The sequence below is a fragment of the Pseudomonas sp. B21-009 genome, assembly GCF_024749345.1.
In the GTDB taxonomy this organism is placed as follows: domain Bacteria; phylum Pseudomonadota; class Gammaproteobacteria; order Pseudomonadales; family Pseudomonadaceae; genus Aquipseudomonas.
This window is the reverse complement of record NZ_CP087199.1, coordinates 1,300,410-1,315,376: the sequence shown is the minus strand read 5'-3', so window position 1 is coordinate 1,315,376 and position 14,967 is coordinate 1,300,410. Positions and strand designations below refer to the sequence as shown.

The following is a 14,967-nucleotide window of genomic DNA, read 5'->3' as shown; positions in this document are numbered from 1 at the left end:
TACCTTAAGGGATCAGGCGCATTCAGGTCGAGATTAAAAATTCATCGATATTGCAAAAAGACGTTCTCACGTCCGAACTGGTCACGCAGGGCCTGAATCAAGCCATCGGCTGGGTCGATGCGCCAGCTTTCGCCGAACTGCAGCATGGCCTTGGCATCGCTGCCGGTGTATTCCATGGTGATCGGGCAGGCGCCGCGATGGCGCTTGAACAGCTCGCCCAGCCAGTTCAGCCGGTCGCCCTTGAGGGCATCGGCGTGCACTTTAAGGCGCAGGCTTTCGGCCAGGTTGGTGCGGGCATCTTCCATGCTCATCACGCGCTTGACCCGCAGGCGCAGGCCGCCGGAGAAGTCATCGTTGCTGACCTCGCCTTCAACCACCACCATAGCATCGGTCTGCAGCAGCGCCTGGTTGGCCATGAAGGCATCGGCAAACAGCGAGGCCTCGATGCGCCCGGAGCGGTCGTCGAGGGTGACAAAGCCCATCTTGTCGCCCTTCTTGTTCTTCATCACGCGCAAGGCAATGATCATCCCGGCGACGGTCTGGGTGTCGCGCGCAGGCTTGAGGTCAATGATGCGCTGGCGGGCAAAACGGCGGATCTCGCCTTCGTACTCGTCGATCGGGTGACCGGTCAGGTACAGGCCCAGGGTGTCTTTTTCACCACGCAGGCGCTCCTTGAGGGTCAGCTCGCGGGCCTTGCGGTGGTTGGCATAAACGTCGGCATCCTCTTCGACAAACAGCCCGCCGAACAGGTCGGCGTGGCCACTGTCGGCGGTGCGCGCGGTTTGCTCGGCCGCCTTGATCGCCTCTTCCATCGCCGCCAGCAGCACTGCGCGGTTGCGGTCGATGTTGGCCTGGTAGGCCTTGAGTTCGTCATGGAAGTACGGGCCCAGGCGGTCCAGCGCGCCACTGCGGATCAAGGCATCGAGGGTGCGCTTGTTGATGCGCTTGAGGTCGACCCGCTCGCAGAAGTCGAACAGGTCCTTGAACGGGCCGCCGGCGCGGGCTTCGACGATGGCCTCGACCGGCCCCTCGCCCACGCCCTTGATCGCCCCCAGGCCATAGACGATGCGGCCATCGTCGTTGACCGTGAACTTGAAGTCGGAGGTGTTCACGTCCGGCGCATCGAGGCGCAGCTTCATGCTGCGCACTTCCTCGATCAAGGTCACGACCTTGTCGGTGTTGTGCATATCCGCCGACAGCACCGCGGCCATGAACGGCGCCGGGTAGTGGGTCTTGAGCCAGGCAGTCTGGTACGAGACCAGGCCGTAGGCGGCGGAGTGGGATTTGTTGAAGCCGTAGCCGGCGAATTTCTCTACCAGGTCGAAGATGTTGCCGGCGAGGTCCGGATCAATGTTGTTGCTGGCGCAACCTTCAATGAAACCGCCGCGCTGCTTGGCCATTTCCTCGGGCTTTTTCTTACCCATGGCCCGGCGCAGCATGTCCGCACCACCAAGGGTGTAACCGGCCATGACCTGGGCAATCTGCATCACCTGTTCCTGGTACAGGATGATGCCGTAGGTCGGTGCCAGAACGGGTTTCAGGCCTTCGTACTGGTAATCGGAGTGCGGGTAGGCAAGTTCCGCGCGACCGTGCTTGCGGTTGATGAAGTCGTCAACCATGCCCGATTGCAGCGGGCCGGGACGGAACAGCGCCACCAGTGCGATGAGGTCTTCCAGGCAGTCGGGCTTGAGCTTCTTGATCAGCTCCTTCATGCCCCGCGATTCAAGCTGGAACACCGCCGTGGTTTCGGCCTTTTGCAGCAGGTCGTAGGTCTTCTTGTCATCCAGCGGGATGAAGTCGATGTTCAGGTCATCCAGGCCTTTCTTGGCCTGTTCGCGGTTGATGGTTTCCATCGCCCACTTGATGATCGTCAGGGTACGCAGGCCGAGGAAGTCGAACTTCACCAGGCCTGCGGCCTCGACGTCATCCTTGTCGAACTGGGTGACCAGGCCGCCGCCCTCTTCATCACAGGCAATCGGCGAGAAATCGGTAAGCTTGGTCGGCGCGATAACCACGCCACCGGCGTGTTTACCGGTACCCCGGCAGACGCCCTCGAGCTTGAGGGCCATGTCCCAGATTTCCTTGGCGTCTTCATCGCTCTTGAGGAAATCGCGCAGGATCTCTTCCTGCTCGTAGGCTTTTTCCAGGGTCATGCCGACTTCGAAGGGGATCATCTTCGACAGGCGGTCAGCCAGGCCGTAGGACTTGCCCTGGACCCGCGCCACGTCGCGCACCACCGCCTTGGCCGCCATGGTGCCGAAGGTGATGATCTGGCTCACGGCATTGCGCCCGTAGGCGTCAGCCACGTATTCGATTACCCGGTCGCGGCCATCCATGCAGAAGTCGACGTCGAAGTCGGGCATCGATACCCGTTCCGGGTTGAGGAAACGTTCGAACAGCAGGTCATAGGCCAGCGGGTCGAGGTCGGTAATCTTCAGTACGTAGGCAACCAACGAACCGGCACCCGAACCCCGGCCCGGGCCAACCGGCACGCCGTTGTTCTTGGCCCACTTGATGAAGTCCATAACGATCAGGAAGTAACCGGGGAAGCCCATCTGGATGATGATATCCAGCTCGAACTTCAGCCGGTCCAGATAGACCTGGCGCTTTTCTTGGTAATTCGGCGTGGTCTCTTTCGGCCACAACACCGCCAGACGCTCTTCCAGGCCCTCGTGGGAAACGTGGCGCAGGTAGTCGTCGATACCCATGCCGTTGGGCGTCGGAAAGTCCGGCAGAAAGTGCTTACCCAACTGCACCTGGATGTTGCAGCGCTTGGCGATCTCGACGGTGTTGGCAATCGCTTCGGGCAGGTCGCTGAACAGCTCGGCCATTTCTTCCGGGCTTTTCAGGTACTGCTGGTCGCTGTAGTTGCGCGAACGGCGCGGGTCATCCAGCGCCCGGCCTTCCCCGATGCACACGCGGGTTTCGTGAGCGTCGTAGTCGGACTGCTTGATAAAGCGCACATCGTTGGTGGCTACCAGCGGCGCGTCCAGCTTGTCGGCCAGGGCCACGGCGGCGTGCAGGTATTCTTCGTCACCGGCGCGGTTGGTGCGCTGCACTTCGACGTAGAAGCGCTCCGGGAACATCTGCATCCAGTCGCGCAGCAAGGCTTCGGCTTCGTCCGGGTTGCCATTGAGCAAGGCCATGCCGATGTCACCTTCCTTGGCCGCGGACAGGGCGATCACGCCCTCGCTGGCTTCGGCGATCCACTGGCGCTCAATGATCACCAGGCCGTTGCGCTGGCCATCGACCCAGCCACGGGAAATCAACTCGGTGAGGTTGCGGTAGCCCTTGGCATCCATGGCCAGCAGGCAGATACGCGACAGCGGCGCATCCGGGTCGCTGTTGGCCAGCCACAGGTCGGCGCCGCAGATCGGCTTGATCCCGGCGCCCATGGCGTTCTTGTAGAACTTGACCAACGAGCACATGTTGCTCTGGTCGGTAACCGCGACCGCCGGCATGTTCATCGCCGCCAATGCCTTGGCCAGCGGCTTGATCCGCACCAGGCCATCGACCAGCGAGTATTCGGTGTGCAGGCGAAGATGAACGAAAGAAGCCGACATGATGATCCTATAGCAGCACAAAACAACAAGGCCCGGATTGTACCGGGCCTTGATCAAAACAACAGCCAGTGCGGGGCGATCCTGACTACTGACGCCTGCCGCGCCCGGTCAGACCTCGGCAAATCCGCTGCTGATGGCGTCGCGGGCTTCGTAGGCGGCGCGTACCGGTGCGAACGAGCGCCGGTGAATCGGCGTCGGCCCCAGGCGCGCCAGGGCTTCGAGGTGCACCGGCGTCGGGTAGCCCTTGTGCCCGCCAATGCCGTAGCCGGGGTAGATCAGCTCGAACGCCGCCATCTCGCGGTCACGGGTGACTTTGGCCAGGATCGATGCCGCGGCAATCGCCGGCACCTGGCTATCGCCCTTGACCACCGGCGCCGCCGGTACCGACAGCTGCGGGCAGCGGTTACCGTCGATCAGCGCCAGTTTCGGGGTGACGCTCAGGCCTTCGACGGCACGCTGCATGGCCAGCATGGTGGCGTGAAGGATGTTGAGTTGGTCGATTTCCTCGACCTCGGCGCGGGCGATGCAGAAGCTCAGGGCCTTCTCACAAATTTCGTCAAAAAGCTTTTCACGCTTGGCTTCGGTGAGCTTCTTCGAGTCGTTGAGCCCCAGAATCGGCCGCTGCGGGTCGAGAATCACCGCCGCCGTCACCACTGCGCCGCACAGCGGGCCACGGCCCACTTCGTCGACACCGGCAACCAGGTCCTCGACCAGGTTGAAGTCCAATCCCATTTGCATCTATCGGTTTTCCAGCAGGGCCAGCACCGCGTCAGCTGCCTGGTTCGAGGCATCGCGGCGCAGGGTACGGTGAATCTGGTCAAAGCCTTCGGTCTGCTGCACACCGCCGTGCACCAGTGGCGCCAGGGTCTGGGCCAGGGCCTCAGCAGTGGCAGCTTCCTGCAGCAACTCGGGCACCAGCATACGCTGGGCCAGCAGGTTAGGCAGCGACACGTAGGGGCTTTTTACCAGGCGTTTCAAAATCCAGTAGGTCAGCGGCGCCAAGCGGTAGGCAACCACCATCGGCCGCTTGAACAGCAGCGCTTCGAGGGTGGCGGTGCCAGAGGCGATCAGCACCGCGTCGCAGGCGGCCAGGGCCTGGTGCGAGCGACCGTCAAGCAGGGTCACTGGCAGGTCGCGGCCCTGGAGCATCTGCTCAAGCTGGGCACGGCGCTCGGCATTGGCACACGGGGATATAAAACGTACCCCCGGCACCAGCTCGCGCAAACGCTGGGCGGTATCAAGGAACAGCGCACCCAGGCGCCCTACTTCACCGCCACGGCTGCCGGGCATCAGGGCAACCAGCGGCCCGTCGGCCAGGCCCAGCTGTTCACGGGCAGCAGCCCGATCGGCGTCCAGCGGAATGCTGTCGGCCAACGGGTGGCCGACGAAGCGCACCGGCACGCCCTTCTCTTCATAGAATTTGGCTTCGAACGGAAACAGCGTGAGCATCAGGTCGCAACCTTCGCGAATCTTCAGCACGCGCTTCTGCCGCCAGGCCCAGACCGACGGGCTGACGTAATGCACGGTCTTGATCCCGGCCTTGCGCAGGTTCAGTTCGATGTTGAGGGTAAAATCCGGGGCATCGATGCCGATGAAAACATCCGGGCGCTCGGCGATCAGGGTCTGGATCAGCTCCTTGCGGCGCTTGAGCAGCTCGCGCAGGCGCCCTAGCACCTCGACCAGGCCCATCACCGCCAGGCGCTCCATGGGGAAGTACGAAGTCAGGCCTTCAGCCTGCATCAACGGCCCACCCACACCAATGAAGCGTACCTGCGGATGACGCGCCTTGAGCGCGCGCATCAACCCGGCGCCGAGAATATCGCCGCTGGCCTCACCTGCCACCAGCGCTACACAAAGCTCGGCCATGTCAGCGGGTGATGCCGCGGGTGGAGTTCTGGATCGACTTGAGGAACACGTCGACTTCAGGGAACTGGCTAGCCGGCTCGGCCAGCTCGGCAATCGCCTGCTCGACGGTCAGGCCCTGGCGGTAGACCACCTTGTAGGCGCGGCGCAGGGCGTGAATGGCGTCTTCGCTGAAACCACGACGGCGCATGCCCTCGAAGTTCATGCTGCGCGCTTCGGCCGGGTTGCCGAACACCGTGACGTAGGCCGGCACGTCCTTGCCGATCGCCGTGCCCATGCCGGAAAAGCTGTGGGCGCCGATGTGGCAGAACTGATGCACCAGGGTGAACCCGGAAAGGATCGCCCAGTCGTCGACGTGCACATGGCCAGCCAGCGCGGTGTTGTTGACCAGGATGCAGTGGTTGCCGATGATGCTGTCGTGACCGATGTGGGCATAGGCCATGATCAGGTTGTGATCACCCAGGGTGGTTTCCGAGCGGTCCTGCACGGTGCCACGGTGGATGGTCACGCCTTCGCGGATCACATTGTGATCACCGATCACCAGGCGCGTGGCTTCACCCTTGTACTTGAGGTCAGGGGTGTCTTCGCCTACCGAAGAAAACTGGTAGATGCGGTTGTGCCGACCGATGCGGGTCGGCCCTTTGAGAATCACGTGCGGACCGATCACGGTCCCCTCGCCGATCTCGACCCCGGCACCGATGATCGACCAAGGGCCTACCTCGACACCGTCGGCGAGCTTCGCCGATGGATCGATGATTGCCCGAGGGTCAATCAAACTCATAGTTTGCGTTCCGCGCAGATGATCTCGGCCGAGCATACCGGCTTGCCGTCGACCGACGCCTGGCACTCGAACTTCCAGATCTGGCGCTTGCAGCTGATGAACTTGGCCTCGAGGATCAGCTGGTCACCCGGCAGCACCGGCTGGCGGAAGCGCAGCTTGTCGGAACCGACGAAGTAGTACAGGGTACCGTCCGCAGGTTTGACGTCGAGCATCTTGAAGCCGAGGATACCGGCCGCCTGGGCCATGGCTTCGATGATCAGCACGCCCGGCATGATCGGGTGCGCCGGGAAGTGACCATTGAAGAAAGGTTCGTTGATGCTGACATTCTTGTAGGCACGAATGCGCTGGGCCTCGACGTCCAGTTCCACCACCCGGTCCACCAGCAGGAACGGGTAACGGTGAGGCAGGTATTCGCGAATCTCGTTGATGTCCATCATTTCGGGGGGAAGCCTGTAGTAAAGATAGGGAGCGCCGGTTTTCACACGGCGCTCCTTTAGCAAATCAAAGAGTCAGTCTAGGGCTGTTCGCTCTTGATCAGGAAATGGTATCAGCCTTCTGATGAAGCTTTATCGCCAGAGGTCACGGCGGCGAGACGCTTTTCCAGTTGTTGAAGGCGTTTTGACATCTCATCCAGCTGGCGAATTCGCGCGGCGCTTTTGCGCCACTCGGCCAGCGGCTGCATCGCCGTACCGGAAGAATAAGCGCCTGGCTCGGTAATCGAGCGCGTCACCATGGTCATCCCGGATACGAAAACGTTGTCGCAGACATCGATGTGTCCAACCATGCCGACACCGCCGGCAATGGTGCAATGCTTGCCGATCTTGGTGCTGCCGGAAATCCCGACACACGCCGCCATCGCCGTATGATCGCCGATCTGCACGTTATGGGCGATCTGGATCTGGTTGTCGAGCTTGACCCCGTCACCGATGCGGGTGTCGGCCAGTGCGCCGCGGTCGACCGCAGTGTTGACGCCGATCTCGACATCATCGCCGATGCTCACGCCGCCGATCTGGGCGATCTTCTGCCACACGCCTTTCTCGTTGGCAAAGCCGAAGCCTTCGCCGCCGATCACTGCGCCCGACTGAATGACCACACGCTTGCCGATACGCACGTCGTGGTACAGGGTTACCCGCGGGGCCAGCCAGCCGCCCTCACCGATCACGCAGCGCGCGCCGATGAAGCACTGGGCACCGATAGTCACACCCGGGCCGATCTGCGCACCGCTCTCGATCACCGCGCAGGCACCAATGCTGGCGCTGGCATCGACCTGGGCATCGGCGGCAACCACGGCGCTGGGATGAATTCCCGCTACAGCCCTGGGCTTTGGATCGAACAGGTGGGAGATGCGCGCGTAGGCGAGGTACGGGTCGGGAACAATCAGGGCGTTGCCGGCAAAACCTTCGGCGTCGGCCGGCTTGAGCAGGATCGCCGCCGCCTGGGTTTCACCCAGGTACTTGCGGTACTGTGGGTTGGCAAGGAAGCTCAACTGCCCAGGCCCAGCTTCCTGAAGGGTTGCCAGGCCAGTGATTTCCAGCTCCTCGGGGCCACTCAGGGTGGCTCCGAGGAACTCGGCCAGCTGACCGAGTTTCATGGTCACGGTCATGATCAACGGGACTGGTTCATGCGCTCGATGACCTGGCGGGTGATGTCGTACTGAGGTTTGACATCAATGACCGCGCCACGCTCGAGAACCAGGTCGAAACCGCCTTTCTTGATCACTTCTTCAACTGCGCCATCCAGCTTGGGCTTCAGTTGCTTGAGCATTTCGCGGTCGGCCACGGCCTTGGACTCGTTCAGCTCCTTGGACTGGAACTGGAAGTCACGGGCCTTTTGCTTGTATTCAAGCTCCAGGCGCTCGCGCTCTGGCTGGGCCATCTTGTCGCCACCGGCACGGATGCGGTCGGCAATGCCCTTGGCGCTGCTTTCCAGGTTCTTCAGCTTGGTCAGCTGCGGGCCGAATTTCTTCTCGGCATCGACGGCGTACTTCTTCGCCGCGTCCGATTCGAGCAGGGCCATTTGATAGTTCAGCACAGCAACCTTCATTTCGGCGAAAGCCGGGGTTGCGATCAGGGTCGCAGCCAGTACTGCCAGTTGAGTCAACTTACGCACGATGCACTCCTACAGAATCCGTTGTCGTTAGCAAGGGGCAGACCTTAGAAGGTCTGGCCCAGAGAGAATTGGAACACCTGGGTATCGGCTTCGTCCGGCTTCTTCACCGGCATTGCCAGGCTGAAGCTCAACGGACCGAGCGCGGTAATCCAGGTCACGCCCAGGCCGACGGAGCTGGCCAGGCCCGACAGGCCGACCTTCTCGCAGTCCGGCTTGGAACCGCAGTTGGTGTCGAAAACGTTACCCACATCCCAGAAGACCGAGGTGCGCAGCGAGCGTTGGTCCTTGACGAACGGCAGCGGGAACAGCAGCTCTACACCACCCTGGACGAGAACGTTACCACCAAATGGCAGCGGGTCCTGATCCGGGTCGGCGATGGTGCCCTGGTTACCGGTGACATCCGCGCCACGGCTCGGGGTACTGCGTGGACCGAGACTGCTGTCCTTGAAGCCACGAACCGAGTTGAAACCACCGGCGTAGTAGTTCTCGTAGAACGGCAGGCCCGAGGTACCGCCGAAACCGTCACCATAGCCCAGTTCGGTGTGCAGGCGCAGGGTGTAGTCATTATTGATCGGCTTGAACAGCTGGCCACGGTAATCCAGCTTGAAGAACGACAGGTCGCTACCCGGGGTAGTGGCTTCCAGCACCAGGCTTTGCGAGTGACCGCGAGTAGCCAGTACGCCCTTGTTCAGGGTCGATTCCGACCAACCGGCCGAGGCCTTGAAGTTCAGGTACTTGTCGCCTTCTTCGTTAACGAACTTGAAGATCTCGTCAACAGTGTACTTACCGGTCTTGATCTCGTCCTGCTGTACGGTCAGGCCGAAGGTCAGGCGCGAGGTTTCGCTGATCGGGTAACCGACGCTGACGCCAGCACCCAGGCTGTCGACCGCATAGCTGGCCACGTCGACGTCGAGGTCATCGTAGTCGGTGGTGCGATAGAAGGCGTTGTAGCCCAGGCTGACGCCGTCGGCAGTCCAGTAGGGGTCGACATAGCCGAAGTTGTAACGGCTCTGGTATTCACTGCGGGTCAGGCCCAGGGAAACCTTGTTACCGGTACCGAGGAAGTTGTTCTGGCTGATCGAACCACCGAGGATCAGACCTGCGCTCTGGGCGAAACCGACGCTGGCGGTGATCGAACCGGAGGCTTGCTCTTCAACGCTGTAGTTGACGTCGACCTGGTCGTCGGTGCCCGGAACGGCCGGGGTCTCGACGTTGACTTCCTTGAAGAAGCCCAGGCGCTCCAGACGGGTCTTGGACTGGTCGATCAGGTAGGTCGACGCCCAGCCGCCTTCCATCTGGCGCATCTCACGGCGCAGCACTTCGTCCTCGGACTTGGTGTTGCCACGGAAGTTGATGCGGTTGACGTAGGCACGCTTGCCCGGGTCGACCACAAACATGATGTCGACGGTGTGGTCTTCGTCGTGCGGCTGCGGCACGCCGTTGACGTTGGCGAAGGTGTAGCCCTCGTTACCCAGGCGACGGGTGATCAGCTCGGAGGTGGTGGTCATCACCTTGCGCGAGAATACCTGGCCAGGCTGTACCAGCAGCAGCGACTTGACCTGGTCTTCAGGCACCTTGAGGTCGCCGGAAAGCTTGACGTCACGAACGGTGTACTTCTCGCCTTCGTTGACGTTGACGGTGATGTAGACGTGCTTCTTGTCCGGGGTGATCGACACCTGGGTGGAAGCGATGTCCATGTTGATGTAGCCGCGGTCCAGGTAGTAGGAACGCAGACGCTCCAGGTCACCGGAGAGTTTTTCGCGGGCGTACTTGTCATCGTTCTTGAAGAACGACAGCCAGTTGGTGGTCTTGAGCTCGAACAGGCCGATCAGGTCTTCATCAGCGAAGACGGTGTTGCCGACCACGTTGATGTGCTGGATGGCAGCAACGGTGCCTTCGTTGATCTTGATCTTCAGGCCCACGCGGTTGCGCGGCTGCGGCACCACTTCGGTGTCGACCTCGGCCGAGTAGCGGCCCTGGGCAACGTACTGGCGTTGCAGTTCGTTGCGCACGCCTTCAAGGGTGGCACGCTGGAAGATCTCGCCTTCGGACAGACCGGACTGCTTCAGACCCTTCATCAGGTCTTCGGTGCTGATCGCCTTGTTGCCTTCGATCTCGATGCTCGACACCGAAGGACGCTCGACCACGGTAATGATCAGGACGTTGCCGTCCCGGCTCAGTTGGATGTCCTGGAAGAAACCGGTCTTGAACAGGGACCGGGTGGATTCCACCAGGCGCCGGTCATCGGCCTCATCGCCGACGTTCAATGGCAAGGCACCAAAAACGCTGCCCGCGGAAACCCGCTGCAGACCATTGACACGAATATCGGAGATGGTGAAGGACTCGGCGTGAACTTCAGCGATCATCAGTACGGCGAGAACCGCAGTTAGCAGCAGACGTTTCATGAAGTCCTTTCTTATTCCAACTGGCAATAAACGACCCGCCGCGGGACGCGGCAGGTTCGCAATTGAGCGAAGCTTTACAGTCGACCCAAATCGTTGATCAGGGCAAGCAACATCACCCCGACTACCAAACTGATACCGATCTGGATCCCCCAACCTTGCACCTGATCCGAGAGCGGACGACCACGCGCCCACTCGATCAGGTAGAACAGCAAATGCCCCCCATCCAGTACAGGAATGGGCAGCAAATTAAGAACCCCCAGGCTAATGCTCAGGTAGGCGAGGAAATTCAGGAAATCTCCAACGCCGGACTGGGCCGAAGCGCCCGCCACTTTAGCAATGGTTATCGGTCCGCTCAAGTTTTTTACCGAGAGCTCGCCGAACAGCATTTTCTTCAGCGATTCGAGGGTCAGCACGCTCATGTTCCAGGTGCGTGAAAGCCCCTCCCCCACAGCCTCGAGCGGCCCATAGCTGACCTCGCGAAGCATGGCATCCGGCCACTTCACCGCCTTGACCCCCGCCCCGAGGTAACCCGTGGCCGATTGGCCTTCGCCACGGCTGGCCAGGGTTACCGGCAGCTCCAGCGGCGCACCGTCACGCTCGATACGCAGGACAATCTTGCTGCCAGCGCGGCCACGCACGGTATCAACCACTTGTTGCCAGTCGTTCAGCACCTGGCCATCGAGGGCCAGCAGACGGTCGCCGGTTTTCAGCCCCGCGGCCTGCGCCGGGCCCTTGGGGTCGAGTTCAGCCAGCACCGGCGGCAACGCCGGGCGCCACAGGCGCAGGCCCAGGGAGCGGATCGGGTCGGGCTCGTCGGCACCCTTGAGCCAGTTGTTCAGGGTCAGCACGTGGGGGCTGTCGACGCTCGCACCCTCTTCCCGCACGCTGATGTGCAACTGGCCACTCTCGCCCAGGCGACGGATCAGTTGCAGGTTGACCGCAGCCCAGCCACTGGTCGGTTTGCCATCAATGGAAACAATTTCCTGGCCTGCCTTGAGCCCGGCCACCTCGGCAATACTCCCGGCCTCGACCGCACCAATGACCGGGCGCTCCTGCTGGGTGCCAACCATGGCCAGGATCCAGAAGAAGAAAATCGCCAACAGAAAGTTGGCCACCGGGCCCGCCGCCACAATTGCGATACGCTGACGCACCGACTTGCGGTTGAACGACTGCTCGACCTGGTCGCGTGGCACTTCGCCTTCGCGCTCATCGAGCATTTTCACGTAGCCGCCCAGCGGGATCGCCGCAACCACGAACTCGGTGCCATGGCGGTCGTGCCAGCGCAACAGCGGCATGCCAAAACCCACGGAGAAACGCAAAACCTTGACGCCGCAACGCCGGGCCACCCAGAAGTGACCAAATTCGTGAAAGGTGACCAGCACACCCAATGCCACCAGGGTGCCGATAATCATGTAGAGCGCACTCATGTCTCTCTCCGAATGACGTTCAGCGGCACCGGGCCTGACGCATTACTGCGCCAGACCTCAGCGGCCGTGATGAGCCAACCATTGTCCGGCCAGTTGCCGCGCGCGCTGATCGGCGGCAAACACCGCATCGAGCGACTCGACCGCAACCACCGGCTCCTGATCGAGCACTTGTTCGATCATACTCGCGATCTCGGGGAAGCGGATGCGCCGCTGGAGAAATGCCTCCACCGCCACTTCATTGGCCGCGTTGAGCATCGCCGGCGCACTGTTGCCTGCCTCCGCCGCCTCGCGGGCCAGGCGCAAGCATGGGAAACGCTGCTCGTCCGGGGCCTTGAAGTCCAGGCGGGCAACCGCGAACAGGTCCAGTGGTGCCACCCCCGAATCGATCCGCTCCGGCCAGGCCAGGGCATTGGCGATCGGCGTGCGCATGTCCGGGTTGCCCAACTGGGCCAGCACCGACCCATCGACATAATCGACCAGCGAGTGGATCACACTTTGCGGGTGCACCACCACCTCGACCTGGCTGGGCCGGGCATCGAACAGCCAGCAGGCCTCGATCAACTCCAGACCCTTGTTCATCATGCTTGCCGAGTCGACGGAAATCTTGCGGCCCATCGACCAGTTCGGGTGGGCACAGGCCTGCTCGGGGCTGACATCCATGAGCTCGGCCATCGGCGTTTCACGAAACGGCCCGCCGGAGGCGGTCAACAGGATGCGGCGCACGCCTACCTGGGCCAGGCCGCGGGAATAATCACCCGGCAGGCACTGGAAGATCGCGTTGTGCTCGCTGTCGATCGGCAGCAGTACAGCGCCACTGCGCCGCACTGCCTGCATGAACAAGGCGCCGGACATCACCAGCGCTTCCTTGTTGGCCAGCAGCACCTTCTTGCCCGCCTCGACCGCCGCCAGGGTCGGACGCAGGCCGGCGGCGCCGACAATCGCCGCCATCACGGCATCGACCTCGGCAGCCGCAGCCACCTGACACAAGCCATCCTCGCCGACCAGCACCTCGGTGCTCGAACCTGCAGTTGCCAGACCTTCACGCAGTTGCTGTGCAGCCTCGGCCGAAGGCACCACGGCAAATACCGGGGCGTGACGCAGGCACAGGGCCAGCAACTCCTGCAAGCGCGAATAGCCGCTCAGGGCAAACACCTGGTAACGATCCGGGTGACGGGCAATCACATCGAGGGTGCTAAGACCAATGGAGCCGGTCGCACCCAGTACGGTAATACGCTGCACGCCGCTCACATCACGCCCCAATTGGCTGCCCAGAGCAGCACCGCAAACACCGGGATCGCCGCAGTGAGGCTGTCGATACGGTCCAGCACGCCGCCGTGACCGGGCAGCAGGTTGCTGCTGTCCTTGATCCCGGAGCGGCGCTTGAACATGCTTTCGGTCAGGTCACCCACCACCGATACCAGCACCACCACGCCTGCGCCCAACAAGCCCAGCAACAGCTCGCCGATGCTCCAGTCACGGTAGATACCCACCGCCGCGGTAATCACCAGGCTCAGGGCCAGGCCGCCATAGACGCCTTCCCAGCTCTTGCCCGGGCTGACCTGCGGGGCCAGCTTGCGCTTGCCGAAGGCACGGCCGGAGAAATACGCACCGATATCCGCCCCCCAGACCAGCACCATGACCGCCATGATCAGCCAGTTGCCCAGCGGCCATTGCTTGAGCAACACCAGGCCTTGCCAGGCCGGCAGCAGGATAAGCAAACCGATCAGCAAGCGGCAGGCCACGCTGGCCCACAGCTCGCTGCTGCTCGGGTAGGTCAATACCAGCCAGGTCGCCAGGCCCCACCACAATACCGACGCGCCCAATACCCAGGGCGCCAGTTCCGGCATCAGGTAGAGCAGCATCAGCAGCCCTGCAACTACAGCCGCGTACGCCACCCGCAGGGCCTGGCCGACCAGGCCGGCCAGGCGCGCCCATTCCCAGGCGCCAAGGGTCACCACCACGCCGATGAACAGGGCAAAGTCGCCGCCGTTCAGCAGGAAGAAGCCACACAGGGCGATCGGCAACAGGATCAGCGCAGTAATGATGCGTTGTTTAAGCATTAAGCACGGGCTCCAGCTTCGACCTGCTCGCTGGTTTTCCCGAAGCGGCGCTGGCGCGAAGCGAAATCGGCCAGCGCAGTACGCATGGCCTCGTGTTTGAAGTCCGGCCAGAACAGGTCGGAAAAGTACAACTCGGCATAGGCCAGCTGCCACAGCAAGAAATTGCTGATGCGGTGCTCACCACCGGTACGGATGCACAGGTCGGGCAGCGGCAGGTCGCCTGTCGCCAGGCAAGTCTGCAGCAGCTCGGGGGTTATGTCGTCCGGACGCAGGTGACCGGCCTGGACTTCCCGCGCCAGGCGCTGGGCGGCCTGGGCGATATCCCACTGACCACCGTAGTTGGCGGCGATCTGCAGGATGAAACGATTGGCGCCGGCGGTCGCCGCTTCGGCCTCACGCATGGCAGCCTGCAGCTCAGGATGAAAGCGCGAGCGGTCACCGATGATACGCAGGCTGATATTGTTGTCGTTGAGGCGCTTGGCTTCCCGGCGCAAGGCCGAGAAGAACAACTCCATCAACGCTCCGACCTCTTCGGCCGGGCGCTGCCAGTTCTCGCTGGAAAAGGCGAACAGGGTCAGCACCTCGACCTTGGCCTCGGCGCACACCTCGATGACCGCGCGCACCGCATCGACACCGGCCTTGTGCCCGGCGACACCGGGCAACAGGCGCTTCTTCGCCCAGCGATTATTCCCATCCATGATGATCGCGACATGGCGCGGCACCGATGGGGACACACCTTGCTTGGTCTTTTCCATTAAA

Annotated in this window: 12 protein-coding genes; all 12 read right to left on the bottom strand. The window is 62.2% G+C overall.

The window, feature by feature from the left end; all coding sequences use genetic code 11:
- Positions 1–41: 41 nt before the first annotated feature.
- Positions 42–3,563: a DNA polymerase III subunit alpha gene (gene dnaE, locus LOY34_RS05940; RefSeq protein ID WP_045193616.1), complete on the bottom strand. Its 3,522-nt coding sequence runs from the start codon at positions 3,561–3,563 to the stop codon at positions 42–44.
- Between the two features lie 108 nt (positions 3,564–3,671).
- The gene (gene rnhB / locus LOY34_RS05935) at positions 3,672–4,301 is read right to left on the bottom strand and encodes a ribonuclease HII (RefSeq protein WP_093386668.1); all 630 of its coding nucleotides are present in this window, start codon (positions 4,299–4,301) and stop codon (positions 3,672–3,674) included.
- Positions 4,302–5,429: a lipid-A-disaccharide synthase gene (gene lpxB / locus LOY34_RS05930; protein WP_195885829.1), complete on the bottom strand. Its 1,128-nt coding sequence runs from the start codon at positions 5,427–5,429 to the stop codon at positions 4,302–4,304.
- A 1-nt stretch (position 5,430) separates the two neighbouring features.
- A complete protein-coding gene (lpxA, locus tag LOY34_RS05925) occupies positions 5,431–6,207 on the bottom strand; it encodes an acyl-ACP--UDP-N-acetylglucosamine O-acyltransferase (RefSeq protein WP_195885828.1) in 777 nt (258 codons plus the stop codon).
- Entirely contained in the window at positions 6,204–6,644 is a 441-nt protein-coding gene (gene fabZ / locus LOY34_RS05920) for a 3-hydroxyacyl-ACP dehydratase FabZ (protein ID WP_010224833.1), read from the bottom strand. The genes lpxA and fabZ overlap by 4 nt, the downstream gene beginning before the upstream one ends.
- Positions 6,645–6,754: 110 nt before the next feature.
- On the bottom strand, positions 6,755–7,810 hold the full coding sequence (lpxD, locus tag LOY34_RS05915; protein WP_045193620.1) for a UDP-3-O-(3-hydroxymyristoyl)glucosamine N-acyltransferase: 1,056 nt from the start codon (positions 7,808–7,810) through the stop codon (positions 6,755–6,757).
- A gap of 2 nt (positions 7,811–7,812) precedes the next feature.
- Positions 7,813–8,316, bottom strand: a complete 504-nt coding sequence (locus LOY34_RS05910) for an OmpH family outer membrane protein (protein ID WP_038996736.1) — start codon at positions 8,314–8,316, stop codon at positions 7,813–7,815.
- 44 nt (positions 8,317–8,360) lie between these two features.
- Entirely contained in the window at positions 8,361–10,721 is a 2,361-nt protein-coding gene (gene bamA, locus LOY34_RS05905; protein WP_045193621.1) for an outer membrane protein assembly factor BamA, read from the bottom strand.
- 74 nt (positions 10,722–10,795) lie between these two features.
- On the bottom strand, positions 10,796–12,148 hold the full coding sequence (gene rseP, locus LOY34_RS05900; protein ID WP_258664376.1) for an RIP metalloprotease RseP: 1,353 nt from the start codon (positions 12,146–12,148) through the stop codon (positions 10,796–10,798).
- Positions 12,149–12,205: 57 nt separating this feature from the next.
- On the bottom strand, positions 12,206–13,396 hold the full coding sequence (gene ispC / locus LOY34_RS05895; protein ID WP_195885826.1) for a 1-deoxy-D-xylulose-5-phosphate reductoisomerase: 1,191 nt from the start codon (positions 13,394–13,396) through the stop codon (positions 12,206–12,208).
- Positions 13,393–14,208 carry a phosphatidate cytidylyltransferase gene (locus LOY34_RS05890; protein WP_195885825.1) on the bottom strand — a complete coding sequence of 272 codons (816 nt, stop codon included), beginning with the start codon at positions 14,206–14,208 and terminating at the stop codon, positions 13,393–13,395. The genes ispC and LOY34_RS05890 overlap by 4 nt, the downstream gene beginning before the upstream one ends.
- Positions 14,208–14,963 (bottom strand): polyprenyl diphosphate synthase, encoded by a 756-nt coding sequence (gene uppS, locus LOY34_RS05885; protein WP_010224846.1) that lies wholly within the window; start codon positions 14,961–14,963, stop codon positions 14,208–14,210. Before uppS ends, LOY34_RS05890 begins: the two co-directional genes overlap by 1 nt.
- Positions 14,964–14,967: the final 4 nt, after the last annotated feature.

Bases quoted from the DNA above. Each gene is read 5' to 3' on its own strand.
- dnaE (WP_045193616.1), bottom strand. From the start codon at position 3,563: ATGTCGGCTTCTTTCGTTCATCTTCGCCTGCACACCGAATACTCGCTG.
- rnhB (WP_093386668.1), bottom strand. From the start codon at position 4,301: ATGCAAATGGGATTGGACTTCAACCTGGTCGAGGACCTGGTTGCCGGT.
- lpxB (WP_195885829.1), bottom strand. From the start codon at position 5,429: ATGGCCGAGCTTTGTGTAGCGCTGGTGGCAGGTGAGGCCAGCGGCGAT.
- lpxA (WP_195885828.1), bottom strand. From the start codon at position 6,207: ATGAGTTTGATTGACCCTCGGGCAATCATCGATCCATCGGCGAAGCTC.
- fabZ (WP_010224833.1), bottom strand. From the start codon at position 6,644: ATGATGGACATCAACGAGATTCGCGAATACCTGCCTCACCGTTACCCG.
- lpxD (WP_045193620.1), bottom strand. From the start codon at position 7,810: ATGACCGTGACCATGAAACTCGGTCAGCTGGCCGAGTTCCTCGGAGCC.
- bamA (WP_045193621.1), bottom strand. From the start codon at position 10,721: ATGAAACGTCTGCTGCTAACTGCGGTTCTCGCCGTACTGATGATCGCT.
- rseP (WP_258664376.1), bottom strand. From the start codon at position 12,148: ATGAGTGCGCTCTACATGATTATCGGCACCCTGGTGGCATTGGGTGTG.
- LOY34_RS05890 (WP_195885825.1), bottom strand. From the start codon at position 14,208: ATGCTTAAACAACGCATCATTACTGCGCTGATCCTGTTGCCGATCGCC.
- uppS (WP_010224846.1), bottom strand. From the start codon at position 14,963: ATGGAAAAGACCAAGCAAGGTGTGTCCCCATCGGTGCCGCGCCATGTC.